We start from the raw sequence: 24,868 nt of genomic DNA on the forward strand, positions 1-24,868 counted from the left end.
ACAACTGATATAGACACTCAAGTTCTTCCTGATCGAGCTGGGCAATGTACCTGCAATACTGTCAAAAGCGTGGACGCGGCGATGCCAGCCACAGGCACCTCGCACCCAGAATGGTTCAAGGGCCACGCTAGCCGGGATTGCTCCCTATTGCGTCCCTGCCGGGGCCTGCTCCCCCAGTACTCCGGGGTTCCCACACGACATCGTTATCGCAGTCTGCTTGCGCGAACCCCGCGCAGTCTTTGACGACGTCAAGGGACTATCTCATTAACGGTGGATCCGGGGTTGGCCTGACACGCCGGGCGGTGCCTGGCGGGGAGGACTGATCATGAGCGAAACCATGGATCACATGGCGACTGAAGTGGATCAGCAAGAGTTAGCGCAGCAGCTCCTGGCCCAGGCCAAGGAGCAGGGAATCGAGCTCGTCGGCCCGGGCGGGCTGTTGAACCGGTTGACGAAGAACGTCTTGGAGACCGCTCTGGAAGCGGAGATGGACGAACACCTCGGATACGGCAAACACGACGTGGCCGGGCGCGGGAGCGGGAACTCCCGCAACGGCACCCGCACCAAGACCGTACTTACCGAGATCGGGCCGGTGGAGATCGACGTGCCGCGGGATACCGGATCGACGTTCGACCCGCAGATCGTCAAGAAGCGACAGCGACGGCTGACGGGAGTCGACGAGATCGTGTTGTCGCTGAGCGCGAAAGGCCTCACCACCGGGGAGATCGCTGCCCACTTCGGCGATGTCTTCGGTGCCCGGGTCTCCAAGGACACCATCTCAAGGATCACCGAGAAGGTCATCGCCGAGATGACCGAGTGGCAGAACCGGCCCCTGGACCGGGTCTATCCGGTAGTGTTCATCGACGCTATCCACGTCAAGGTCCGGGACGGTCAGGTCACGAACCGGCCGGTCTACGTCGCGATCGGAGTCAGCGTCAACGGCGAACGCGACATCCTCGGGCTATGGGCCGGGGACGGCGGCGAAGGCGCGAAGTTCTGGCTCTCCGTCCTGACTGAAATCAAAAACCGCGGTGTCGAGGACGTCTGCATCACGGTCTGCGACGGGCTCAAAGGCCTGCCCGAGGCCATCACCACCGTGTGGGAGCTCGCTGTGGTCCAGACCTGCATCGTCCACCTGATCCGCAACACCTTCCGGTTCGCGGCCCGGCAATACTGGGACGAAATGTCCCGTGACCTGCGCCCGGTCTTCACCGCTCCGTCCGAGGCCGCCGCTAAGGAACGCTTCGTCGATTTCTCGGGCAAATGGGGCCAGCGGTATCCCGCGATCACGCGGCTATGGGAGAACGCGTGGAGCGAGTTCGTTCCGTTCCTGGACTACGACGTGGAAATCCGGCGGGTCATCTGCAGCACCAACGCCATTGAATCCGTCAATGCCCGCTACCGGCGCGCGATCCGAGCCCGGGGACATTTCCCCACCGACCAAGCCGCACTGAAATGCCTCTACCTGGCCACCCGGGCACTGGACCCGACCGGCAAAGGCAGGGCACGATGGGCCACAAGGTGGAAGCCGGCCCTGAACGCCTTTGCCATCACCTTCGAAGGAAGAATCAATTAAATGCCAGCCACGGTTCCACCGTTAAACGGACACTCCCGGCTGGCGCGGGTTGGAATCTTAGATCGCGGGCCAGAGCCTGCAGGACAGTAGGCCATGCGGATCGTATCCATTTCGGAGAAGTCTGCTGCGGGTGCATTGAGGCCGCAAGTTCTCGGGCGTATTCGAGCATTTTGTGCGCGTGCCCTAGGTCAAGTCCAAATGCGTGGTGTAACGCGGTTGCCGCGTGATCTTTGGTTTTTTTAGGCGCTGAGCGCCAGTTCTGGGGTGTTCGCTGTCTCCTCTGTGGTCGTGGTGCCGATGGTCCGGGCCTGTTGGATGAGGTCCAGGCCGAGGTAGCGGCGGGCTTCGATCCAGTCATCATGTTGCGTGGCGAGGACGGCGCCGACGATGCGGATGAGGGAGTTCCGGTCGGGGAAGATCCCGACCACGTCGGTGCGGCGGCGGATTTCCCGGTTCAGGCGTTCCTGTGGGTTGTTGGACCACACCTGGCGCCAGAGGCCCTTCGGGAACGGCGTGAAGGCGAGCACGTCGGCGAGGGCGGCGATGCGCCGGTATTTGGCGGCCAGGTAAGTGTCCTTGCTTCGGGAAGCGGACAGCGCCGCGATGCCGAGGGCGGCTTTGAGGTATTTGTTGCCGGGCAGGATGTGCGCGGATTTGATCCGGCCGGCGGATTCGTTGGAGCCGGGACAGACCCCGGTCCAGGACGCGAGACGGCCGGGGGTTTCGAAGCGGGACATGTCGGCCCCGGTTTCGGCGATGATCACGTCGGCGACTTTGAGTGAGACTCCGGGGATGGTGGCCAGGAATTCCCTGGCGGCACGAAAGGGTGTCATCGCCTCCTCGATCCGCCCGGTGAGCGCGTCGATGATGCGGGACTGGGCATCGATTTGGTCCAGATGCAGCCGGGCCATGAAGGCATGGTGGGCCTTGAACCGGCCGGTCAGCGCGTCGACAAGTTCCGGGATCTTGGAGCGCAGGGTTCCCTTGGCCAGGCCTGCGAGGACTCCCGGGTCCCGTTCCCCCCTCGATCAGGGCTTCGAGAATCGCCCGGGACGACACTCCGGTCAGGTCCGAGACCACCGAGGAGAGCTTGATCCCGGAGCCTTCCAGGAACTTCTCCAGGCGCTGGATTTCCCGGGTCCGGTCACGGGTGGCGATCGCCCGGGCCCGGGTCAGGTCCCGGAGTTCACGGATCGGCTCCGGAGGAACGAACGAGGCCCGGAGCAGTCCGTGCGCGCCGAGCTGGGCCAGCCATGCCGCGTCGGAGACATCTGTCTTGCGGCCCGGGATGTTCCGTGCGGCCTTGGCATTGACCAGCATCACCGGCAACGTCTCTTCGAGCAGGTGGTAGAACGGTTTCCAGTAATCACTGGTCGCTTCCATCACCACCGTGGTGACGTGCTCGCGTTCCAGGAGGTCCCGCAACTCAAGGATCTGCCTTGTGGTCGCACCCCAGGTGCTCACCGTGGAGGTGTAAGTCCCGGCCCGCTTCCCGGGTACCCGGAGACACACCTTCGCGTCGCGTTTGGAAATGTCCACACCGGCCGCCCGTTCGTGCACGATATCCATGACTGTTCCTCCTGACACCTTGAACCGGATATTGGGTGTCTGCCGCGGGGAGGACAGGAAAAATTCAGGAATCTGACACTCGTGCTCCAAAGCAACAATCCACGGTTCCCGTGGAAGTCCTCCGCGCCACGCTAACCAGCAGGCTCACCATCAGCACCAAGGGCGAACCGGCGCCCACCGCGGCAGACACCTTCATAATCCGCCCGGACACGCACCACCCGCCAGAGACTAAACGTGACGCGAGAACAACTTTCTCCCACCACGGCGCGACAGCGACGCTGAACCGCTAACCATGCTCATCTGCGAAGGGCCCGATTTCCTGCCTCCGTCGGACTCAGCAATAATGGGCTGATGCCCCCTTGGTCTATAGCGTCTCAAGTGCCTCAACGCGTGCTCGGTCCCACGCCCATGGGGGCGTTCGCAGCTTGATCAAGCAGTTATACAAGTCCCCGATGCTTCGCAGGTTTTTCGCCAGCATCTGGTCCACGCTCGTATCATCGGCCGTGATCTTTGCGGGCGGCGCACTAATCACGATCGGGCTGCGAGACCTAAGCAATCCGGGGAAGAAGGCCATCGTCGTTGGGATCGTCATCCTCGTCCTCGGATGGTTCCTAGCCCACATTGCGAAAAAGTTCGAGAACGAAGAGAAAGACTCTTCCAAACGGGACCTTGAGAGTGCAGGCCGAAAGGCGGTAGCCGCTTTCAACGGCCGTCTCGGCCACGTGTATACATTGCTGCTGAAGGTCGTGGACCCAGTCACAAGGCAAGCAAATCTTGAAGCATACATCCAGACCGCATTGGGAAGTTCCGTCTCGCTCTTCGACGTCGACCGCGCAAGGGCATGTTTGTACATTCTCGACGGATCTGTGACGAAAGCAGACAGTGACAAGCCAAGCCTGCTAGTTCACAGACCCCCACACTGTGGACGCGCCGATTCGCCGAGACGCGACTTTCGAAGAGACACGGACCACGGCGACCTGCTTTTTGACGTCCTGGCTACCAGGCGGCCTCTGCACATCCCCGACACCTCATCCACGGAAAAGCGCATTGATGCGGAAGCGAAGATCTACAACTCCTTCGTTGCGGTGCCAATCTACTCGGGTAACGATGAACTCGGCGTTCTGACACTGGATGCCGTGGTGGCGGGGTCACTCACCGACGACCACGTCGTCACGGCCCAAACGCTCGCTTCCATGCTCGCCATAGGCCTCCATCTCGCTGCGCCACTCGAACGAATCGTGCCCAGTAGAACAAGAACAACAGAAAGCGTTCGCATGGGCCCAAATCCGGCGATCGCGAGCGGCGCTACTGTAGCCTTTGTCCAAGGCAATGAAGGGAGCAACAACAATGGCTGACGTACATAACGTTGCTGCTTACATAGTTTCCAGGCTCGGCAACATGTCCACGATGAAGCTGCAGAAGCTGTGTTACTACAGCCAAGGTTGGCACCTCGCATGGGAGGGGGAGCCGCTCTTCAACGCACGTATCGAAGCGTGGCGGCTGGGCCCAGTCGTACGAGAACTGTATGCTTACCACCGCCTTGAATCATCGGTAGACAGCTGGGAGAAGGGCGATGCATCCCAACTTTCCCGCGCGGAGCGATCCGTAATCGATGATGTCTTGGCGGCATACAAGAACATGAGTGGGCTTCAGCTCAGCGAATTGACTCATCAGGAAGAGCCTTGGTTGAAAGCCCGTGGCGCTTCCCATCCTGCCGCTAGCAGCAACCGGGAAGTAAAAATCTCTGACATGGAGACCCATTTCCGGGCCCTCGCTCAGGAAGCACTGGATTAGAACGACTGCGGGCCGAATCACCTCGACAGGCATGCAAAACACCTCACCGCCAAATCCTGGCCGCGAGGTGTTTTGCATTGGCATGACAGCACGTCAGACGATGCAACTTCCACACCACACAAACATCACCAAGAACATGCGATGCCGACGCACCAAGCTGGAATCGCACTGGCTAGTCCCACGCGATCGGCCCATCGCCGAGGCCGGAGACGCCGTTGCCTGAGCTGACTGGATAGTCAGGCTATGGTCGTGGAAGACAGAGACCGACCCGAACCACCATGGGGAGGTACCTCAGGACTCTTCAGAGTGGTCATGAGACCTTCATCGGGAAGTATCAGCATGTCCATTTCCCTAGGTAAGCAGTCACGCTCAGGATTGACAGCCAGCTACCACGAATCGTTGGCCGTCCTGGAGCCCGGAGACAAGTCCAACTTCAGTGGCACGATGCAAACTCCCAATCGCCCGAAGGCAACTTACTAATCGACTGGATTGCAGCGCCCACGCGTTTGAAGAGACATCTGAATTACACCCTCAGCTGCTCAGAGCGAGTACCTCGCCCCCGGGGGGCGTCTATGACGAAGCGGAATGAGCCCGCGGTTGCCGGGCACATACTGGGCACATTCTGAGCACATCCGGTGTCACCTGCGGCTATCTGCAAGTCAAGGCTGGTCGTGGAGAGGGCAAGCTTCTCTGCGGGGTGGGCAATCGAACTGGTCTGATCATCCGTAGCGGGAAGTAGCTGAGGTCATTCATCGAACTGAAAGAAGAGAACCGACTGCGAACGCTTGCCGGCCCTCACCGCACAGAAGCGAAACTGTCGGAATCTGCAACTGGAATTGATGTCGGTGCCCGACTCCAGTTTGCCCCAGCGCCATCGACCTTTGAGCCCTGTTTACGAAACGCAACGCGATCCCCGGCCCACCCCTTACTGTTGATCCTGCACGCAACGAAACCGTTTACGTAAACCGTTTGCGTAACTCGTTACGCACTCGGGCCACGCAACGCCCAGAAGACACCCTCAGGGAGGAGGAACCGTGGTCACCATCCGCGATGTCGCCAAGCACGCCGGCGTCTCCCCGGCCACCGTCTCCCGGGTCGTCAACGGACTCGTTGGCTACTCGGATGAGACCCGTGAACGCGTCGAAACCGCGGTCAAGAGCCTCAGCTACGAAACGGACTACCTCGCCCGGGGCCTCAAGACCCGGCAAACCTCCGTGATCGGGCTCCTCGCCCCGATGGTCTCCGATGCCCTGGCCTCCCAGGTCATGCAGGGCGTGGAGGAGGAAGCCCAGGAGCGCGGCTACGCGGTGATGCTCGGCCGCACCGGCGCCAAATCCGCCTACATCGCCGGATACCTCCGCACCCTGCGCACCTACCGGGCCGCCGGCGTCATCCTCATCTCCGCGGTGATCACGCCGGAGACCCGGCAGCTGCTCGGGCCCAACGTCCCCATCATCTCCGTCGCCATCAGCGACAAGTCCGGCTCCCCCAGCGTGGCCATCGACGACGAGCAGGCAGCCTACGACGCGACCCGTCACCTGCTCCGGCTCGGCCACCGGCGCATCGGCCTGCTCACCGGCGACCCGGCGTCGATCTACGTCGCCCAGCCCCGGAAACGCGGCTACCTCCGCGCCATGACCGAGGCCGGCTGCACCCCGGTCACCGCCACCGGGAGTTTCTTCTACGAAAGCGGCGCACCCGGCGTCGACGAGCTGCTGCAGCAGGAGCCCGGCCTCACCGCGATCTTCGCGATGAGCGATGAGATGGGTGCCGCCGTCGTCAATGAACTGCAGCGGCGCGGGCTCCGGGTGCCGGAGGACGTCTCCGTCCTGGGCTTCGACGGCACCTCCACCTCACTGCACGTGAACCCGCCGCTGAGCACCATGGCGCAGCCGCTGGAGGAGATGGGGCGGATGGCCGTGAAAAAGCTGCTCCGCTCCCGCGACCTGGGGCCGAAGATCATGCCGCACCGGCTGATCGAGCGCGGCTCCACCGCCCCGCCCAGCTCAACACCGGCGAACCCGGCACCGCCCGGCGAACAAGTCCTCGTCAGCTAACCCACCGAAACCACCCACCACCGGCGGCAGCCGGCACTCCCCCGTGCCACAAAACCAGGCAGCCGCCGCAGCTCCGCATGCACCAACCCACTCGCAAAAAACAGATAACAAGGAGCAACACATGAGGCAGCGCCGCCGCACCTGGCAGACTCTTCTCGCCACCACCGCATCCCTGACCGTCGCCGCCGTCGCCCTCACCGGCTGCGGCGGGACCGCCACGGAAGCGAAGAGCACCCCGAAGGCCGCCGCCGCGTCCTTCGAGGGCAAGGGCCCCATCAACTACGTCTCCAACCGCGACGCCTCCGGTGCCGCGAACAAGACCATCGAGGAGTGGAACGCCGCCCACCCCGAGGAGAAGGTCACGTTCATCGAACTGCCGGACTCCGCGGACCAGCAGCGCCAGCAGCTCATCCAGAACGCGCAGATCAAGTCGGACACCTTCAGCGTGCTGAACCTCGACGTCGTCTGGACCTCCGAGTTCGCCGCCAACAAGTGGATCCTGCCGCTGCCCGCGGACGCCGTCCCCACCGACAAGATGATCCCCGCCACGGTCAACGCCGCGACGTACCGGGACACCCTGGTCGGCGCCCCGTACTACACCGACGGCGCCCTGTTCTACTTCCGCTCCGACCTGCTGAAGGCCGCCGGCATCGCCGCCCCGCCCAAGACCTGGGACGAGATGAAGACCGCCTGCAAGTCCGTCCTGGCGCTCCCCGAAGCCGCCGGCATGTCCTGCTACACCGGCCAGTTCGACAAGAATGAGGCCCTCACTGTCAACTTCTCCGAGGCCGTGGCCTCCGCCGGCGGCACAGTGGTCGACGCCGACGGCAAGCCCACCGTCAACACCCCCGAGGCCAAGGCCGGCCTGAACCTGCTGGTGGACGGCTTCAAGGACGGGCTCTTCCCGTCCGACGCCATCACCTACCTCGAAGAGCAGGGCCGCCGCGCGTTCCAGGACGGCAAGCTCGTCTTTATGCGCAACTGGCCCTTCCTGCACGCCTCCCTGAGCGCCACCGACGGCTCCAGCAAGGTGAACGGCAAGTTCAGCATCACCTCCATCCCCGGCACCGACGGCCCCGGCGTCTCCACCCTGGGCGGCCGCAGCCTGGCCATCTCCCCGTTCACCCCGAACAAGGCCACGGCGCTGGAGTTCGTCAAGTTCTTCACCAGCGAGGAGCAGGCCCAGAAGCGCCTCGCCCTGTCCTCCCGCGCCCCCGTCTACGCCTCCCTCTTCGAGGACCCCGCCGTCGTCGCCAAGCGCCCGTTCTTCCCCACCCTGCTGACCTCGCTGAACAACGCCCAGCCGCGCCCCAAGGTGGTCCAGTACGGCGCCACCACCAAGGCCATCCAGGAAGAGGCCTACGCGGCCATCACCGGCGCCAAGGACACGGACACGGCCCTGAAGGACATGCAGGCCAAGCTCACCGAGCTGTCCAAGTAACTCAGCCCGCAGTTCAGACCACACGCCTGGCCGGCCGGTCCGCCCCGGCCGGCCAGGCAGCTGCAACTCCAGTTAGGTACCCAGCATGACGACGACGACCGCCCCGCCCGCCGGCGCGCAGACCGGCACGCCCCAGCCAGGCAGCCCGCGCAGACGCGGCAAACGCTCCCCAAGTGAAGGCCGCATGGCCGCGATGCTGCTCTCCCCCACCATCCTGGTGCTGGCCCTGGTGATTGTGTACCCGCTGCTCTCCGCGGTGCACCAGTCCCTGTTCCGCGCCGAATCCGGCCTGGACGCGGACGGCTTCGTCTCCGATGTGGAATCCTTCGTGGGCCTGGCCAACTACGCCGACCTCTTCGTCGGCGAATCCGGCCGGCGCTTCCTGAACGCCTTCGCCAACACCACCTTCTTCACCGTCACCACGGTGTTCCTCGAGACCGTCCTGGGCCTGGCCCTGGCCCTCGCCATGAACCGCGCCTTCCGCGGCCGGTCCTTTTTGCGCGCCAGCATCCTGGTACCGTGGGCCGTCCCCACCGCCGTCTCCGGCCTGCTGTGGCGCTGGATCTTCCAGTCCGACGGCATCGCCAACACCATGCTCGGCAGCGAAATCCTCTGGACCGCCGAAGGCAACGCCTCCAAAGTCGCCGTCATCATCGCCGAAGTCTGGAAGACCGCCCCGTTTATCGGCCTCCTGGTCCTCGCCGGTATGCAGGTCATCCCCGGCGAAGTCTACGAAGCCGCCAGGATCGACGGCGCCGGCTGGTGGCGCCAACTCGGCTCCATCACCCTCCCGCTGGTCAAACCCACTCTCCTGGTGGCCGTGCTGTTCCGTATGCTCGACGCGCTGCGCATGTTCGACCTGCCCTTTGTGCTGATCGGCCCCGGCAAGGAATCCGTGGAAACCCTCTCCATGCTGGCCTGGGACGAATCCAACCAGCTCCGCTACGGCTCCGCCTCCGCGTTCGCCGTCATGCTCTTCCTGTACGTCGCCGTCGTCGCGATCGTCTTTGTAAAGGTCCTCGGCGCCGACGTCACCGGCGCCAAGGAACTGAAGCTGCTGTCCAAGAAAAGCGCGAAGAAGTCCCGCTCCCTGGCCAACTCCGAACAGAAGAAGGCCGAGGCCACCCGATGACCATCTCCGACCTCCGCAACGCCGCAGCCGACTCCGGCGCCACCGCCCCCGACGCACGCACCGCCGTCGTACCCGGCAAAACGAAACCCAAGCGCACCTGGCGTTCCTACAGCGTCTACGCCGGCCTGGCCCTGATCTTCGCGTACTGCCTGGCCCCGTTCTACTGGATGCTGGTCTCCAGCCTCCGCCGCACCGCGGACATCTTCGACAACACCCTGTTGCCGGCCCCGTTCTCGCTGGAGAACTACACCAAGGTGTTCGACGGCTCCACGATGTTCGGCCAGGCGCTGCTCAACTCCCTGATCGTCGCCGGCACCACCACCACGTTCGCGCTGGTCCTGGGCGTGTTCGCCGCCTACGCGATCTCCCGGCTGAACTTCCGCTTCAAATCGGTGATCCTCGGCGTTATCATCGCGACGTCGATGTTCCCCGGCATCTCCGTTGTGGTGCCGCTGCTGCGCCTCTTCACGGACATCGGCTGGATCAACACCTACCAGGCGATGATCGTGCCCAACCTGTCCTTCGCGATCCCGCTGGCGGTCTGGAACCTCACCACCTTTATGAAGGCCCTGCCGTTCGACCTCGAGGAAGCCGCCATGATCGACGGCTGCACCAAGTGGCAGGCGTTCCGCCGGGTGCTGCTGCCGCTCGCCGCGCCGGGCGTCTTCACCACCGCGATCCTGACGTTCATCCACAGCTGGAACGAATTCATCATCGCGCTGTCCATGATCAACGACCCCAAGATCCAGACCGCCACGGTCGCGATCTCCAAATTCACCGGCGCCACCGAATTCCAGGCGCCTTTCGGCGAACAGATGGCCGCCGGCGTGATCGTCACCGTACCGTTGGTCATTATGGTGCTGATCTTCCAGCGGCGGATCGTCGAGGGCCTCACCGCGGGCGCCAGCAAATGAGCCCTGCCGAAGAGACCGCTTTGGCGCCTGCCGCCGAGTGGTGGCAGTCCGCCGTCATCTACCAGGTGTATCCGCGCTCCTTCGCCGACGGCGACGGCGACGGCGTGGGCGACCTCGCCGGGCTCATTGCCCGGCTGCCGTACATCGCCTCCCTCGGCGTCGACGGGATCTGGATGACCCCGTTCCAGCCCTCCCCGCAGGTGGACCAGGGCTACGACGTGTCCGACTACTGCGGCGTGGACCCGCTGTTCGGCACCATGGAGCAGTTCGATACTCTGCTGGAACTGGCGCACTCGCTGGGGCTGCGGGTCCTGCTCGACGTCGTCCCCAACCACTGCTCCGCCGAGCACCCGCTGTTCCAGGCGGCCCTCGCGGCCGGCCCGGGCTCGCCGGAGCGGGACATGTACCACTTTGTGCCCGGCCAGGTGGACATGTCCGACGGCGGCGGTAACGTCGCCGCTGACATCCCGCCGAACAACTGGCAGAGCGTCTTCGGCGGCCGCGCCTGGAGCCGCGCCACCCCCGGCTCGGCGACGGACACGGACTGGTACCTGCACCTCTTCTCCGCCGGGCAGCCGGACTGGAACTGGCGGAACCCCGCCGTCAGTGACTACTTCGACGGCGTGCTGCGCTTCTGGTTCGACAAGGGCGTGGACGGGCTCCGGATCGACGTCGCGCATGCCCTGTTCAAGGCCGACGGCCTGCCGGACTCGCCCTCCACCGGCGGAGTGGTGGACGGGCTGCGGTCCAACCCGCAGGTCTCGGACCAGGAAGAAGTCCACGAGGTCTACCGCCGCTGGCGCACCCTCGCCGAGAAGTATCAACCGCACCGCCTGCTGGTGGGCGAGGTCAACCTGGAACCGGCCCGCGCCGCCCGCTACACCCGGGCCGACGAGATGCAACAGGCCTTCGCCTTCGCGTTTGTAAAACTCGGCTGGGACCCGGAGGCGTGGGCCGCCGTCGGGAACGAGCTCGAAGCCGCCCGCCAGCTCTACGGCGCGACCCCCACCTGGGCGCTGGAGAACCACGACATCGTCCGGTCCGTCACCCGGTTTGGTGGTGGGAATGTTGGCGCCCTGCGGGCCCGGGCCGCTTTGGTGGCTTTGCTGGGTTTGCCCGGCCCGGCGTACCTCTACCAGGGGCAGGAGCTCGGACTGCCCGAGGTCGACGTCCCGTTAGAGGCCCGGGTGGATCCGATGTGGGCCCGCGGCGGCGTCTGCCGCGACGGGGCCCGCGTCCCGTTGCCCTGGACCGCGGACTCGGCACTGAACCACGGCTTCTCGCTGGCTGAACCGGCCGCGGCGGTTCAGACATCAGCGCCCTGGCTTCCGGTCCCCGCGGACTGGGGCGCGCACGCCGTCGCACTCCAGGAGCAGGACCCGGCGTCAGCGCTTAACCTCACCAAAGCAGCCCTCGGGTTACGCCGAAAGCTGTGGAAGAACGAGGTCTTCGGCCCGGACGACGGCGGCACCTGGCGCGTCGAAGCCGGGAACCTGCTGATCTGCGAACGCAGCGCCGATTTCTTCGTCGCCGTCGCGATGGGCAGCGAACCGGTGCAACTGCCGGCTGGAACCGTGCTGCTCACTGCTGCGCCCTTGGAACAGGACGGCTGGCTCCAGCCGAACAACGCCGCGTGGGTGCTACGCGACTGAGCTGACCGGCCGCACGAAGTGCCGTCCACGAACCGCGTTGCGCTATCACTTGTAGCTGCTCTAAAGGCTCAGAACGCCCATAAGTGATACCGCAACTGGGAAGTGGGGCCCTCCGTTCCTCGATGAAGGGCGCGCCCGGCCAAAGCCGGACGCGCCCTTAAGTGCACCGAAGCCGCGTGTCGGTTCAGGCGAGTCAACTAGTCGACGAGCGCCGGCTGCTTGTCATCCTCTGAAGAATCAATGCTGCCCGGAATCTTCCTCCGCTGGTGCAGCCAGTTCGCCACCGCCAGCAGCGCCACCAGCGAGAAAGTGCTCAGCAGCTGGGGGCGTGAGTCCTCGCCGATGAAGCCCACCGTGAAGATCGCCGCGAGGATGAGCAGGCCAAAGCCCGTCAGCCACGGGAAGCCGGGCATCCGCAGGGGAAGCTCCGTCCCCTCGCGGTCGGCGCGGAGCCGCAGCGCGAGCTGGGCCAGGAGCGCGGACGTCCACACCAGCAGGCAGGTCGAGCCCACAATGTTGAGCAGGACGGGAAGGACTTGATCGGGGAACGCCAGCTCCAGCCCGACCGTGACAACGCCGAAGGCGACGCTGGCCAGGACTGCGATAACCGGGACCCGTGCCTTGGACACCGAGGCGAGCAGGCGCGGCGCGTCGCCCCGCTCGGCGAGGGAGAACGCCATCCGGGAGGCGCCGTAGAGGTTGGCGTTGAGCGCGGAGAGCAGTGCCGCCACGGCCACCAGGGTGATGGCGGTGGCTGCACCGGGCATGCCGGCGGCGTCCAGTACCGCCGCGAACGGACTCTTCAGCCCCGCCGAACCCACGGGGACCACTGCCGCAATAATAAAGATGGAAGCGATGTAGAAAACCAGAATGCGCCACAGCACCGTGCGGACCGCTTTCTTCACACTGCGGGCCGGCTCGGCGGTCTCAGCTGCCGCCACGGAGACAATCTCGGTGCCGCCGAACGCGAAGGCCACCACGAAAAGCGCCGTCGCAATCCCGGCGAAATTGCTGGGTGCGAATCCGGCACCGCTGAAGTTGGAAAGGCCCGGCGACTGCACGCCCGGCAGCCAGCCGAAGAGCAGGGCTGCGCCCACCAGGAGGAACCCGACGATTGCTGCCACCTTGAGCAGGGCGAACCAGAACTCAAACTCGCCGAAGTTCTTCACACTGGTGAGGTTCACGGCGGTGAGCAGCACGATGAACACGAAGGCCATCAGCCACACCGGCAGGGCCGGGAAGATGGTGGCCAGCAGGCCTGCCGCGCCGAGCGCCTCGGCGGCGATGACCACCACGAGCTGCAGCCACCACAGCCACCCCACAGTGGCACCGGCCACCGGCCCGTAGGCCTTGGCGGTATAGACGGAGAAGGCTCCGCTGTCCGGGTTGGCTGCGGCCATTTCGCCGAGGGCCCACATCACCAGGATGATGAGGGTGCCGGCCACCAGGTAGGAGATCAGCACGGCCGGGCCGGCGGCCTGGATGCCGGCCCCGGAGCCGATGAAGAGGCCCGCACCGATGGCGCTTCCCAGGCCCATCATCGTGAGCTGCCGGGGTTTGAGTGCGGCGCCGAGCGGGCGGCCAGACGTCTTTGTCTGTTGTTCCATGGGGAGTCCTCTGGTTGTGGAACGGATTGATAAGGGGTCGATAAGTTCCTAGGCTGCGTGGGCTTCCAAAACCCGGAGCACGCGGTTGTTGGCGGCGGGGCCGGCAACGGTGATCCGCACCCCGTCACCTCGGTAGGCCCGGACCATGATGCCCGCGCGGTCAAACGCGTCCACAAGCCTTGCCTGGAGGCTCTCATCCGCGCGGATCCAGAGGAAGTTGCCCTGGCTCGGCGGCAGCTTCCAGCCCTGGGCTTCGAGCTGCGCGGCCATCCGTGCGCGCTCCTGCTTGACCGCCGCCACGCGCGCTTCCATCTCGTCCCCGGCGTCCAGCGACGCGATCGCGGCTTTCTGGGCCAAGGCGCTCACCGAGAAGGGAAGGGCGGTGCGGCGCAGTCCCTCGGCGATGGCCGGCGCGGCCACGGCGTAGCCCACGCGCAGGCCGGCGAGCCCGTAGGCCTTCGAGAAGGTGCGCAGGATGCAGACGTTCGGGTGCCGGCGGTAGAGCGCCAGGGAATCGGGGCCGCTGCCCGCTTCGGCGTATTCCACGTAGGCCTCGTCGACCACCACGAGGATGTCGGGACGGACGGACCGCAGGAACGCCTCGATGCGCTCGTGGCCGATCGGCACGCCGGTCGGGTTGTTGGGGGTGCAGAGCAGGATCACCTTGGTGCGGGCGGTGACGGCTGCGGCCATGGCATCGAGGTCGTGGCCTTCAAAGGTGTCCAGCGGAACGCGGACCGGCCGGGCGCCGGCCAGCTCCACCAGGATGGGGTACGCCTCGAAGGAGCGCCACGCGAAGATCACTTCATCCCCGGCATCGCACAGGCCGGTGATGATCTGCTGGAGGACGCCCACGCTGCCGGGTCCCACCGCGACCTCTCCGGCGGTGACGCCGAAGTGCCTGGCGATCCGTTCACGGAGTTCGACGGCGGCACTGTCGGGGTAGCGGTTCATGGTACCGGCCGCTGCGGCCACCGCGGCGGCGGCAGCGGGCAGCGGCTCGTAGTGGCTTTCGTTGCTGGCAAGGGCAGCAATGTCGGTGCCTGCGCTGCGCCGGCCCGGGACATACGGCGGGAGGCCGGACACGGCGCCACGAAGGGTGGGGAGTGCGGTGTCCGGTGCGGTGCGGAGCTGATCACGGGTCATGAGGACTGATCATGGTTGTGACTCCGCCCACAATGCAAGGTACGCTCAACCCATTGGGACTTCTGCTCAACTTCAACTGTCTCTGGTGAAAATATGACCATCCTGCACCCCCGCACCCTGGATTCACTCGACGGCAGGATCATCCTGGCCCTGGATAAGGATCCGGAGGCCAGCGCCCTGGCACTCTCCCGGACACTCGGCGTCGCACGGAACACGGTCCACGCCCGGCTGGCACGGCTCGAGCGCAGCGGCGCCCTCCGCTCCTTCAGCCGTCGACTGGATCCCGCTGCACTCGGCTATGAACTGATGGCCTTCCTCTCCCTGTCCATCAGCCAGACCCGGACAGGTGCGGTGGAAGACGGGCTCGCCGCGATCCCGGAGGTCATTGAGGTTCACGCCACGACCGGCGACGCGGACCTCATGGCCAAGGTGGTGGCACGCGGCACGGCGGATCTCTATCGCATCACCAACCAGATCCTGGAAATCGAGGGGATTCAACGGACCAGCACGGCCATTTCCGTGCTGGAACTCATGCCGCCCCGCTACGACGGACTGCTGAGCCGGCTCTCCGAGCAGGAGCCCCGCGCTGCCGGCTAAGTGCGGGTGACGCAGGGCACAATTGGTCATATTTTCAATTGCGCATCTTGCGCCTGCCAAATCTCCTAGCCAAACCTGACCCCCTTGCCTATCTGGGGACCAGCGCACAAAATTTCTGCATGACTACTCTCACCGTCTCCGGCCGCGTGGCACAGGTTCTCAGCAGCTATCTCACTGATCTCTTCGGTGTGATGGGCAACGGAAACGTCTACTTCCTGGACGCCGCGGAAAAGCTGGGCCTCCGCTTCTCCGCCGTCCGGCACGAGGGCGCCGCCATCGCCGCGGCCGACGCCTACTACCGGACGTCGGGACGTCTCGCCGCGGGCACCACCACCTACGGCCCCGGCTACACCAATGCACTGACCGCCCTCGCCGAGGCGGTCCAGGCGCAGATCCCCGTCGTGCTGGTCACCGGGGACGCCCCCACCACCGGCGCCCGGCCCTGGGACGTGGACCAGGCGGCCATCGCCGCAGGCCTCGGCGCCGCCACGTTCACCGTCACCCGCGACGCCGCGGGTTCCATCACCCGGCAGGCGGTGGAGTACGCACTCACCAAGCGCACCGCCGTCGTGATTGCCATCCCCTACGACCTCGCGGCCGTCGAGGCTGCGGACGAGGAACTTCCGGCACCCCCGGCACGAACGGTGACGGACGACGTCGACGCTGGCCTTGGGCAGGTAGCCCGCCTGCTCGCCGGGGCGAAGCGGCCGCTGATCCTCGCCGGCCGCGGCGCGCACCTCGCCGGAGCCGGCCCGGAGCTCCGGGAGCTCGCCGACCGCCTCGGCGCCGTGACCGCCGGAACCGCTCTGGCGCTCAACCTCCTCGAAGGCGAGGGATACCTCGGCGTGGCGGGCGGCTTCGGCACGGACACCGCAGCCGGGATTATGGGTGAAGCCGATGTTGTCCTCGTGGCCGGGGCAAGCCTGAGCGCCTTCACCATGCGGTTCGGGCACCTGCTCGGCCCGGACAGCACCGTCATCCAGATCGACACCGCCCTGCAGCCGACGCACCCGCGGGTGGATAGGTTCGTCAGCGCGGACGCGAAATCCGCGGCCGGACACCTCCTGCGGATGCTGGAGGGCGAGGCCTCGCCGGACGCCGGCCGCGGCGGAGCGTGGCGCGCGGAAGCCCGCAAACGGCTGGCCGAAGGACCGGCCCACCACCCGGGCTCCGAGGAGACCGCGGACGGCCGGCTGGACCCGCGTTCCCTGGCCACCGCATTGGACGCCGTGCTGCCGGAGCGGCGCACGGTGGTCCAGGACGGCGGGCACTTCCTCGGCTGGGCACCGATGTACTGGAACATCCCCCGGCCGCAGGACCTGGTGATGGTGGGCACGGCCTTCCAGACCATCGGGCTGGGCCTCGCCAGCGCCGTCGGGGCAGCCCGCGCCGTGGAGGACGGCCGCACCCTGGTGCTGGCCTCCGGCGACGGCGGTTTCCTGATGGGCCTGTCCGACCTCGAATCGCTCATCGGCGCGGCGACCAGCGCCGTCGTCGTGATCTACAACGATGCCGCCTACGGCGCCGAAATCCACCAGTACGGCTCCCAAGGCCTGACCGTCAAGCCCATGCTGATCCCCGAGGTGGACTTCAGCGGCGTCGCTCGAGCGCTTGGTGCCGAATCGGCGATCATCCGCTCGCTGGCGGACCTTTCCGCGTTGCAGGACTGGGTCGATGCCGGCGCGAAGGGAACCTTCGTGGCCGACTGCCGCATCACCTCCAGCGTCCGGGCCCCGTGGCTGAGCGAGTGGATGGAGGCCTCGCGGGCGGCGAAGGCGGCGGTGGCTGGCTAGTCAGCCCGGCGGGCCGGGAAGGAATCAGGCACGCCGGGCGGGTCCGCTTCCCGGCAGGAGTCTGCAGCCACCTCAGACACCTCGGCGGTTCCGTCCAGACCGCGGCGGCCCCGGAGGTTGGATGTCGGTCACCCAGCGTATGGTCGCGACCATGATCAGAGACGACGATGACCTGGACTTAATAATGATCCAAGAGGCGATCCTCCAAAAGGAGGAGGACATGAAGGCGTGGTGCCCGTCGAGCGGTGAGGACGTGGGCGAGATGATCGAGTTTCCCGGAAACGACGAGTGGTACATCAAGTGCCCGACGTGCGGCACGAGGTGGGCTGGCGGCAGCACTGTGCTGGCCGATCACAACAAACCCGATTACCGATGAACGCGGGGGCTCACCTCGGCTGACTCCGGCTCCTGGGTCCCTTCGGCTGGAACCCACGCGCCGCCGTCGTAGGCCTCTCCCGGGACCACGCCTATCGGCGGCCGCGAGAGCACACATGCGGCCCAACGGCGAGCCGTTCCAGGGTCCGGGACGGACACCGACTGGTACCTGCACCTCTTCTCCCCCGAGCAGCCGGACTGGAACTGGCGCAACCCCGCCGTCGGCGACTACTTCGACGGCGTGCTGCGCCTCTGGTTCGACAAGGGCGTGGACGGGCTCCGGATCGACGTCGCCCATGCCCTGTTCAAGGCCGACGGCCTGCCGGACTCGCCCTCCACCGGCGGAGTGGTGGACGGGCTGCGGTCCAACCCGCAGGTCTCGGACCAGGAAGAAGTCCACGAGGTCTACCGCCGCTGGCGCACCCTCGCCGAGAAGTATCAACCGCACCGCCTGCTGGTAGGCGAGGTCAACCTGGAACCGGCCCGCGCCGCCCGCTACACCCGGGCCGATGAAATGCAGCAGGCCTTTGCCTTCGCGTTTGTGAAGCTCGGCTGGGATCCGGCGGCGTGGGCCGCCGCGGGGACCGAACTCGAAGCTGCCCGCCTGCTGCACGGCGCCACGCCGACGTGGGCGCTGGAGAACCACGACATCGTCCGGTCCGTCACCCGGTTTGGTGGTGGGAATGTTGGCGCCCTGCGGGCCAGGGCCGCTTTGGTGGCTTTGCCTGGCCCTGCGTATCTCTACCAGGGCCAGGAGCTCGCACTGCCTGAGGTCGACGTCCCGATGGAATCCCGGGTGGATCCGATGTGGGCCCGCGGCGGGGTCTCCCGCGACGGTGCCCGCGTCCCGCTGCCGTGGACGGAGGACGCGGCACTGAGCCACGGGTTCTCGCGGGCCGAAACTGTGGCCGTCAAGTCACCAACGCCGTGGCTGCCTATTCCGGCGGGATGGGGCACGCACGCGATCGAGCTCCAGCAGCAGGATCCGGCGTCGTCGCTTGCCTTGGTCACCAACGCGCTACGGCTGCGCCGGCTGCTGTGGAACAACGAGGTCTTCGGCCCGGACGACGGCGGCACCTGGCGCGTTGAGGCCGGGAACCTGCTGATCTGCGAACGCAGCGCGGACTTCTTCGTCGCCGTCGCGATGGGGAGCGAACCGGTGCAGCTGCCCACCGGTTCCGTGCTGCTCAGCGCCGCGCCCCTCACCGAGGACGGCTGGCTGCAGCCGAACGACGCGGCGTGGGTGCTGCGGGGCTGAAACTCGAGGCAGGCAAAAGGCCGTCCACGTTTCTTCAGGAACGTGGACGGCCCTTGCAAGCCAGCCAGTCAGTCCGGTCGCGTCAGGCCGGCGACACTCCTTACGGTTTCATTCTGATTCGGGACGTCCACGCTGAACCGTCCCAATACCTGAACGGCGCCACTTCCTGTGGGTCGGGATAGAAGCCGGGCACAAGTCCCCCCGCTTCGGGCTGAGCTAATTCCGGCTCATCGGAAATGTCGGCGTCCTCATCGAACGACAGATCGATGACGGCCGCCTGCAGGGCTGGCTTCGGGGCTGCCCGCTCGGCTGCCAACCGATCTCTAGCGGCTGCTTTTTCTGCCCGGACTCTCTCCGCTTCGGCGCGCTTCTCCTCCTTGGCACGCTCGGCCTCCTCGCGCTTTTGCTCCGCAGCGCGTGCCTTCTGCCGGATGGCATCGGATTTATCTTGTTCGATTTCCTGTTGGCGCCGCTGGATCCGGGCAAGCGCCTCGCGAAGGCCCGGGAGGCTGGAGTCTTCGGCCAGAATCTTCTCCAGGTCCGCCGTGGCGCGCGCGAATGCTCCCTCTGTCAGACTGATCTCGGAGCGCAGAGCCAAGGCCTGAAAGCGCAATCCGGTCCCGTACTTCTTGCTTGCCGTCAGCGGCTTGATGCATTCCTTGGCTGCGACGAGTTCACCCAGTGCCAGATGTGATTTGGCCCGGAAGATGGCAAGCATGGCTGTGATTTCGGAATCGACGCCGAAGCCGTTGGTGAGTCGAAGAACCTCATGCCAGTCTTCTAGTTCGACATAAAGGTCAGCCAGGCTCAACAAGGCGGGATAGCTCGGATCCAAAGCCTCGACGTAGTACACAGCGGTCCGGGTCTGACCCTGGATCTGCAGCCCTTCGGCAAGCGCGAGAGTCACGGCATCGTGCGAAAGTGGCAACTCCACTGAGACGCCGCCGGCGATACCGAGCGTCAGCCGGTAGCTGGAGAGATACTTCCGGGTGAATGCGTGCGATTCCACTTCTCCGTCCAGGGAGAGCGCGGCACGGAGATACTCGACAGCCCGGTCCGTCTGTCCGTGGATGAGGTGCCGCAGGCCCAGCAAAGCGTTTCCGAGCAATGCGTATTGCGGGTGTGCCAGCACGGTCTCCTCTAGGTTCAAGGCATCCGGCTGGGAGAGAAAGGCAAAAAGGGCCTTCTCCTCCTTCGGCGCGAACATCCCTGGCCGGACCGGCGCCTGCGCCGGAGCCGTCGTCGACGTTCTGGCAGTACCCGTCCTTGGCGAAGCTGGGACCTTTCTGGGCGAAATCTTGCGGCCGCCCACGTAGGTGCCGACTCCGTGAGTGGAGACCCGGACGCGCACTCCGGGCATCACCTTGAACGACGTGCTTTTTCTAAATCCCACTAGTCCCCCTTGGACATTGAAATGCTGCGCCGAAACTCTGAGGCTTCGGCTTCTTCCCTGAATTCGAGTGTTGTGGCCCCGACAATGCGTCGCACCGCTTCACGGACCTCGTGCGGAGTGGCGTAGAAGAACTCCCTGCGCAGGTTGACGCGATTGACGCGGCGATCCTCGAATTCGCGGTGCAGTTGCCCCTCCAGACCGGCGGCGTCGTCACTGAAGAATAGAACATGAACGTCGTAGAGGAACGGGACCCCCGCGCCGCTGAGTTCACGGATTCGCTCCGTTGGCTCAAGGCGGCGGGTCATGCCGATCTTCACAATCTGGTCGCCGAAGGCACCGAGATTCGAAATGACGTAGACGTAGCCGGCCTTGGCATTGGCTTCCCGGTTTTCGATATCACGAAGGTTGTGTTCGGCTTGTTCGAGCCGCGACTGCATCATGGCTATGGCCGAAGCATCCCCGCTACTGATCGCTATCTGCAGGGCCGCTTCATATTGGTCGCGTTCCTTTTCGAACTTTTCCCTGGCCTTTTGGAGCTCCCGCTCGACCTTTTCCTGTTCACGGAGTTCCTCGCGGATGGCCCTCTGAGTCTCCCGCTCTTCGGTGACCTTCAGGTGGTAGTCCGCTGTGAGCTGGATTTCGGCGAGACGGAGCTCGTGATACTCCCCTGTGATCTGAATGGCCATGCTGCGGCCCAGTTTTTGGATGGATTCTTTCGCCCGAGTCAGCCTTGCCATGGCCGGCTCAAGGTTGTGGCTGCGGACTGTCCGGATGCAGTTGTCGGCTTCGGCATTGTAGGCGCGCAGCATCAGCCGGCATTGCTCGCGAACCATCCGGGCACCGTCTTGCAGGCTCCCGTTAACTGCCCAGTTTGCAGCGCCCGTCACGCCCCGCTCCTTCGCGGTTTCTTTCACGTTGGCGCGCAACAGGTTCAGGCGATCCTTATATTCAACTGCGTCATCCAGCGGGTGCGCGAACTCGTAGATGCCTAGATCCTGGAGGAGCTTGATCTCCCGGGTTTCGATAATCGCTGATTCGAGTTCTCTCAGCACCGCCTCCTTTTCGCGTATCCGGTGTTCCAGGTCATGGAGGTCATTGATACGGTGGCTGTCAGGTTCCCGGCGTGGGTGATCGGGCGCGGGATCCGGTGAAACCTCACCGCCCAGCGCCACCCCATGCTGGTCGAGGAAGGATTCGAGACCACCCGTCCATCCTTGCGAGACGTTGCGGATCTTCCACTCGCCGTTCCTGCGGTAAATTTCGCCTATTACTGCCACATTCTCATTCGACAGATCCGCTGCCGGCACTTCGAAGGAAACGCCGGAAGGCGACTTTATGAACAGGCGCAGGTCTCCCAACTGGCCCAGGACCTGTTCCTGAGAATCCAAGCTGGCCGCTATTGCGATTCGCTGAACAACGGCAGGGATTTGGGCCAGCGAAATCGATGCTGAATGTTCTTGGCTGTCAGCCCGCGCAGATGTCCTGCCGAGGTATTCAACCGCGCCCTCGAGATATCGCGGCTGATTGTAGAAAACGACTGCCTCATTGGAAGGGACGCGCCCACCAGCGTCGACCATGACCAGGAAAAGGTCAACATCAGAATTAGAACTCAAAGACTGCCATTTAGGCTCAACTGACAGTCTTTCGCCGGTGTGTGCTGGCAGAGTCGAATTTCCACCTTTGGACAGGATTGAGTGCGGCATTTACAGACCATATAGCAACCGACTGACATCTCTTGCGTGGAGGTCCGCTCCCGCCGTGGCGCACCATCGACCGGAACTTAGGCAGCGGATTAGTCAGGAGATAGCCGACGACCCGCAGCCCACTAACCTCCGGGGTTACTTCTCGACCAGTTCCTCGCTACCGGCCTCAGACCCGCCCACCGACTGTTCGCCGCGCATTTTCCGTTTGATCAACCCTGCGACGCTCCCGCCGACCGAGCCCGCCGTGCCAGTGATGGCGCCGCCAACACCCTTGACCGCGGTGAGGGCCTGGGGCTCATCTGGGATCCCATCACCGTCGATGTTCACGCTCCGGAACGCGCGCGTTACCATGTCCGCTGCGGTTGCCACCACGGCGCCCGCTAACACAGCGCTCGTTGCGACGCCTTCTCCGACAGTGTTGGCCGTGCCGGCGATCCAGTTACCCGTCAACTTCGCGGCATCTTCCATGGCTGCAAGAGCTCGGTTCTGGTCCACGTCTCACTCTTCGGCGCCAGCCTCTACAGGAACGGCCAGATGTTCGGGGAACGTGTCTGGGGCATCGGCGAATGCTTCCCGGGCTGCGACGATGACACAGCGGCCGAACACGAAGCGGGCGACGCCAGAACCACGACTTCTCGCTGACTGAAGCTTTCACCGCGGACGACGGCGGCACCTGGCGCGTCGAAGCCGGGAACCTGCTGATCTGCGAACGCAGCGCGGACTTCTTCGTCGCCGTCGCGATGGGGAGCGAACCGGTCAGGCTGCCGGCTGGATCCGTACTGCTCAGCGCCGCGCCGCTGGCCGAGGACGGCTGGCTGCAGCCCAACAACGCCGCCTGGGTGCTGCGCGGCTGACGCTAGCGTGGCCAAGGGCTGCCACTACCCGCCGCACAGGCTACGTCGGCACCCAAGACCCGGTGCCGCCGTCGTGCTAAGCACTGCGGGGTCCCTCAGTTTATCATCGCGCCCTGGGCGCCGCCCATAAGATGAGGCATGGACTTTGCGGATACGCTCTGGACGGTTTTGGGGGCCGGGCTGGTTCTGCTGATGCTCGTCGACGTCTTTCGTACGCTCCTTTATCCCCACGGCTCCGGTCCCGTGGGCCGGGCGATCATGCGCGGATTCTGGCTGGTATCCAGAAAACTGCGCGGCCGGGGCTCCTTCATCGCAGCACCGTTGGCCATGGCGGCTGTCATTGGCGCCTGGGCGGGCCTCGCGGCCATAGGCTGGGCCCTGCTGTACTTGCCGCATCTGCAGTCCGGCTTTATTCATGGACCCGGGGTGCCGCAGCACGGCGACTTCGCCGAAGCGCTCTACATCTCCCTGGTCACGCTTTCCACGGCGGGGTTCGGCGAAATCGTGCCGGCGCATCCGCTGCTCAGGCTGGTCGTGGCCCTCCAGGCCGTCACCGGTTTCGGTTTGCTGACAGCAACAGTCACCTGGATCCTGCAGATGTACCCGGCCCTAAACCGCCGCCGGGCCCTTGCCCACGAGCTTAACTTGTTCAGGGAGGCTGCGGGTCCTGCCGGTGTGCTGGCCGTGGAACCCACGCATGCTGCCGGGCTGCTGGAGTCAATGGCCGGAAACGTATCTCTAGTGAGCATCGATCTGCTTGCGTTCCATGAAACCTACTATTTCCGTGAAATCGAGCAGCGCGGCTCCTTGCCGGCCACAGTCGCCTATGCCCAGGAGCTGGCATCCGAAGCCCAGCGCAGCGACAACCCTGAGCTCCAGTTCGCCGGCCGGATGCTCCGCGCGGCGCTGGACGGACTCGCGGACGTCCTCCGCGGCAAGTTCGGCCATTCAGGAACCACCTCTTCTGAAGTGTTCGACAGCTACGAGCTGCACCACCGGCATCTGCGGGGCGGGAACTAGAGACGAACCAGCGAGCGGGTAGCGCCCTGCAGCCCCGACGCCTGGCTCACGGTCGGCCGACCCGTCATCCCAACCTCCGGGGCCTCGACAATGCAGTCTCTCTTAGCCAGCTGAATCCGACTCCCGCCTTGGTCGCGGAAGCCGGATCACTTCGCCTTTGCTTCGGGCAGCAGCGTTGCCCTGCGTCGTTGATCGGAGCCAGACTCCGGCCTACGCGCGCTGGGCGATGTTGATGATGTTGCCCTCGCTATCCAGGAACCAGGCTGCCTTCCCCCAGGATCCCGTCGCGATGCCGTTCTCCGTCTTCAGCCCGGGAAAATCGTAGTCTTCGAAGACGACACCGCGGCCTCGCAGTTCCTCCATCTCGCCTTCGAGATTGTCCGTTTCCCAGCCCATCTGGGTGTTCTTGGCCGACCCGGCATTATCCGTCGGGTAAACGAGGAAGCGGGTTCCTTGACCGCAGCTGTACCTAATGCTGCCGTCCTCCATGGATTCGTCGGGTTCGATTCCCAGCTTGTCCCGGTAGAACGCCTTCGCCCTGTTGATGTCCTTCGCGGGGAGGACAGCAACGATGTTTGAATCCTTGAGCATGATGATTCCCTTCAGTGCGTTGATGAGCGCAGGGATGGCGTTGCCCACCCCGGTTTCGGTCTCCGGAATCCTTGTCCGGAGACCGTGACTGCCCCTTGCGCCCAGCCGGGGCGGCCACCTGGGACCCTTGAACGCCGCGCCACCCCGTCCACCAGCGCGAGGAGTCCCCGAAGTTTATGTGGCCATTATGGACCGCTTTGGTCCTTCGGAAAATGGGTGGCTGGCACCCGGCCAACGTCCTGAGCGCAGGGCCGCCGTGCCGGCCGCGCCGCTTCCGTCAGCACGCCCGATGCTCCCCCAGGCGACCGGGAAACCGTCGTCGACCTTGCACCGCAACGGATGGACCGAGTCGTTCGATAACTTGCAGGCGGTATTAGGTAGTCGCACCTGACAACG

Annotated in this window: 19 protein-coding genes and 1 pseudogene; 13 read left to right on the plus strand and 7 right to left on the minus strand. The window is 65.0% G+C overall.

Translation table 11 applies throughout. From position 1 onward, the window contains the following. Nucleotides 1-337 precede the first annotated feature (337 nt). A complete protein-coding gene (locus ABIB49_RS07620; RefSeq protein WP_502913780.1) occupies nucleotides 338-1,576 on the plus strand; it encodes an IS256 family transposase in 1,239 nt (412 codons plus the stop codon). A gap of 239 nt (nucleotides 1,577-1,815) precedes the next feature. Here the strand turns inward: ABIB49_RS07620 and ABIB49_RS07625 are convergent. Beyond that, a pseudogene (locus tag ABIB49_RS07625) lies at nucleotides 1,816-3,145 on the minus strand (IS110 family RNA-guided transposase). 425 nt (nucleotides 3,146-3,570) lie between these two features. On the opposite strand from ABIB49_RS07625, the gene ABIB49_RS07630 reads away from it, so the two are divergent. The 7 genes from ABIB49_RS07630 to ABIB49_RS07660 all read left to right on the plus strand — a co-directional run bounded on the left by ABIB49_RS07630 (nucleotide 3,571) and on the right by ABIB49_RS07660 (nucleotide 12,135). Then, the gene (locus ABIB49_RS07630; RefSeq protein ID WP_354156878.1) at nucleotides 3,571-4,500 is read left to right on the plus strand and encodes a GAF domain-containing protein; all 930 of its coding nucleotides are present in this window, start codon (nucleotides 3,571-3,573) and stop codon (nucleotides 4,498-4,500) included. A gap of 43 nt (nucleotides 4,501-4,543) precedes the next feature. Beyond that, nucleotides 4,544-4,939: a Panacea domain-containing protein gene (locus tag ABIB49_RS07635; protein ID WP_354156879.1), complete on the plus strand. Its 396-nt coding sequence runs from the start codon at nucleotides 4,544-4,546 to the stop codon at nucleotides 4,937-4,939. Between the two features lie 1,034 nt (nucleotides 4,940-5,973). Continuing rightward, nucleotides 5,974-6,996: a LacI family DNA-binding transcriptional regulator gene (locus tag ABIB49_RS07640; RefSeq protein ID WP_354156880.1), complete on the plus strand. Its 1,023-nt coding sequence runs from the start codon at nucleotides 5,974-5,976 to the stop codon at nucleotides 6,994-6,996. 121 nt (nucleotides 6,997-7,117) lie between these two features. After that, nucleotides 7,118-8,437 (plus strand): ABC transporter substrate-binding protein, encoded by a 1,320-nt coding sequence (locus tag ABIB49_RS07645; protein WP_354156881.1) that lies wholly within the window; start codon nucleotides 7,118-7,120, stop codon nucleotides 8,435-8,437. Nucleotides 8,438-8,522: 85 nt separating this feature from the next. Next, nucleotides 8,523-9,569 carry a carbohydrate ABC transporter permease gene (locus tag ABIB49_RS07650; RefSeq protein WP_354156882.1) on the plus strand — a complete coding sequence of 349 codons (1,047 nt, stop codon included), beginning with the start codon at nucleotides 8,523-8,525 and terminating at the stop codon, nucleotides 9,567-9,569. After that, entirely contained in the window at nucleotides 9,566-10,483 is a 918-nt protein-coding gene (locus tag ABIB49_RS07655) for a carbohydrate ABC transporter permease (RefSeq protein WP_354156883.1), read from the plus strand. The genes ABIB49_RS07650 and ABIB49_RS07655 overlap by 4 nt, the downstream gene beginning before the upstream one ends. Continuing rightward, complete coding sequence (locus ABIB49_RS07660; protein ID WP_354156884.1) at nucleotides 10,480-12,135, plus strand: alpha-amylase family glycosyl hydrolase; 1,656 nt, start codon at nucleotides 10,480-10,482, stop codon at nucleotides 12,133-12,135. The genes ABIB49_RS07655 and ABIB49_RS07660 overlap by 4 nt, the downstream gene beginning before the upstream one ends. 197 nt (nucleotides 12,136-12,332) lie before the next feature. Here the strand turns inward: ABIB49_RS07660 and ABIB49_RS07665 are convergent, their stop codons facing one another. Together ABIB49_RS07665 and hisC are read right to left on the minus strand one after the other, a co-directional pair. Next, the gene (locus ABIB49_RS07665; protein ID WP_354156885.1) at nucleotides 12,333-13,742 is read right to left on the minus strand and encodes an amino acid permease; all 1,410 of its coding nucleotides are present in this window, start codon (nucleotides 13,740-13,742) and stop codon (nucleotides 12,333-12,335) included. 48 nt (nucleotides 13,743-13,790) lie between these two features. Continuing rightward, nucleotides 13,791-14,888, minus strand: coding sequence for a histidinol-phosphate transaminase (gene hisC, locus ABIB49_RS07670; protein ID WP_354156886.1), 1,098 nt, complete (start codon nucleotides 14,886-14,888; stop codon nucleotides 13,791-13,793). 93 nt (nucleotides 14,889-14,981) lie between these two features. Here hisC and ABIB49_RS07675 point away from each other — a divergent pair, with 93 nt between their 5' ends. The 4 genes from ABIB49_RS07675 (at nucleotide 14,982) to ABIB49_RS07690 (ending at nucleotide 18,911) form a co-directional block, all read left to right on the plus strand. Further along, nucleotides 14,982-15,485, plus strand: a complete 504-nt coding sequence (locus ABIB49_RS07675) for an Lrp/AsnC family transcriptional regulator (RefSeq protein ID WP_282360157.1) — start codon at nucleotides 14,982-14,984, stop codon at nucleotides 15,483-15,485. 119 nt (nucleotides 15,486-15,604) lie between these two features. Continuing rightward, nucleotides 15,605-17,278, plus strand: coding sequence for a thiamine pyrophosphate-binding protein (locus ABIB49_RS07680; RefSeq protein WP_354156887.1), 1,674 nt, complete (start codon nucleotides 15,605-15,607; stop codon nucleotides 17,276-17,278). Nucleotides 17,279-17,429: 151 nt separating this feature from the next. After that, the gene (locus ABIB49_RS07685) at nucleotides 17,430-17,654 is read left to right on the plus strand and encodes a hypothetical protein (RefSeq protein WP_226774082.1); all 225 of its coding nucleotides are present in this window, start codon (nucleotides 17,430-17,432) and stop codon (nucleotides 17,652-17,654) included. A 168-nt stretch (nucleotides 17,655-17,822) separates the two neighbouring features. Beyond that, nucleotides 17,823-18,911: an alpha-amylase family glycosyl hydrolase gene (locus ABIB49_RS07690; RefSeq protein ID WP_502913781.1), complete on the plus strand. Its 1,089-nt coding sequence runs from the start codon at nucleotides 17,823-17,825 to the stop codon at nucleotides 18,909-18,911. Between the two features lie 100 nt (nucleotides 18,912-19,011). On the opposite strand, the gene ABIB49_RS07695 is transcribed toward ABIB49_RS07690, so the two are convergent. From ABIB49_RS07695 to ABIB49_RS07705, 3 genes are all read right to left on the minus strand, one after another. Next, complete coding sequence (locus ABIB49_RS07695) at nucleotides 19,012-20,304, minus strand: DUF2510 domain-containing protein (RefSeq protein ID WP_282360155.1); 1,293 nt, start codon at nucleotides 20,302-20,304, stop codon at nucleotides 19,012-19,014. Continuing rightward, complete coding sequence (locus ABIB49_RS07700; protein ID WP_354156888.1) at nucleotides 20,304-22,007, minus strand: SNIPE associated domain-containing protein; 1,704 nt, start codon at nucleotides 22,005-22,007, stop codon at nucleotides 20,304-20,306. Before ABIB49_RS07700 ends, ABIB49_RS07695 begins: the two co-directional genes overlap by 1 nt. Nucleotides 22,008-22,142: 135 nt before the next feature. Then, nucleotides 22,143-22,502, minus strand: a complete 360-nt coding sequence (locus ABIB49_RS07705; RefSeq protein ID WP_282360152.1) for a hypothetical protein — start codon at nucleotides 22,500-22,502, stop codon at nucleotides 22,143-22,145. 497 nt (nucleotides 22,503-22,999) lie between these two features. Here ABIB49_RS07705 and ABIB49_RS07710 point away from each other — a divergent pair, with 497 nt between their 5' ends. Then, nucleotides 23,000-23,881, plus strand: coding sequence for a potassium channel family protein (locus ABIB49_RS07710; protein ID WP_282360151.1), 882 nt, complete (start codon nucleotides 23,000-23,002; stop codon nucleotides 23,879-23,881). A gap of 210 nt (nucleotides 23,882-24,091) precedes the next feature. On the opposite strand, the gene ABIB49_RS07715 is transcribed toward ABIB49_RS07710, so the two are convergent. Next, entirely contained in the window at nucleotides 24,092-24,472 is a 381-nt protein-coding gene (locus ABIB49_RS07715) for a VOC family protein (RefSeq protein WP_282360150.1), read from the minus strand. Nucleotides 24,473-24,868: the final 396 nt, after the last annotated feature.

Source organism: Arthrobacter sp. UYCu512 (genome assembly GCF_040547075.1).
In the GTDB taxonomy this organism is placed as follows: Bacteria; Actinomycetota; Actinomycetes; order Actinomycetales; family Micrococcaceae; genus Arthrobacter.